The following is a 612-nucleotide window of genomic DNA, read 5'->3' on the forward strand; positions in this document are numbered from 1 at the left end:
GGGGGCGTTTGCGGTGCGGCACGGTGGGTCAATCTAAACCCCCATTGGGGGAGCCGACCTTGTCGGCGATCCCGCGACAGCGGGCCAGATTGAGGCAAGCACCCATCGCCGACAGGGTCGGCTCCCACAGGCGTCCCTTCCCGAGCGACGGTGCAACCGGAGCGACGAGGGTGGCGGCCGACGGCTCTGCCCCCACACCACCCCAACCGCGAAGCCGAGCCGGTGAAGCTCCAAAAAAAACGCCGCGTCACTGCGCGGCGTCGGTTTCCTCGATAAGGTTTACGCGTTCGCGTAATTCCTTGCCGGGTTTGAAATGGGGTACGTGCTTGCCCGGCAGAGCTACCGCTTCACCGGTCTTCGGGTTACGCCCCATGCGCGGCGGGCGGAAATGCAATGCAAAGCTGCCGAAGCCGCGGATCTCTATGCGTTCACCCGTGGACAAGGCGTGGCTCATCTGCTCAAGCACACTCTTGACGGCAAGTTCCACGTCGCCGTAGGCAAGGTGGGTCTGGCGCCGCGCCAGCGCCTCGATCAGTTCCGACTTTGTCATGGGTCCCCTGGTGGTTCTCGAAGCTGACGCAAATCTGTCAAACCTGTCTCTTATACACATCT

Annotated in this window: 1 protein-coding gene; it reads right to left on the reverse strand. The window is 62.9% G+C overall.

The genetic code is table 11. The features are described 5' to 3' along the window. Positions 1-247: 247 nt before the first annotated feature. Positions 248-550 carry an integration host factor subunit beta gene (locus tag ACR9ZJ_RS19365; RefSeq protein WP_481280810.1) on the reverse strand — a complete coding sequence of 101 codons (303 nt, stop codon included), beginning with the start codon at positions 548-550 and terminating at the stop codon, positions 248-250. Positions 551-612 lie beyond the last annotated feature (62 nt).

It is taken from the genome of Luteibacter sp. KNZ12-1A (genome assembly GCF_056755675.1).

What these genes read in the sequence shown, in the direction of transcription:
- ACR9ZJ_RS19365 (WP_481280810.1), bottom strand. Translation starts at nt 550, where the DNA reads ATGACAAAGTCGGAACTGATCGAGGCGCTGGCGCGGCGCCAGACCCAC.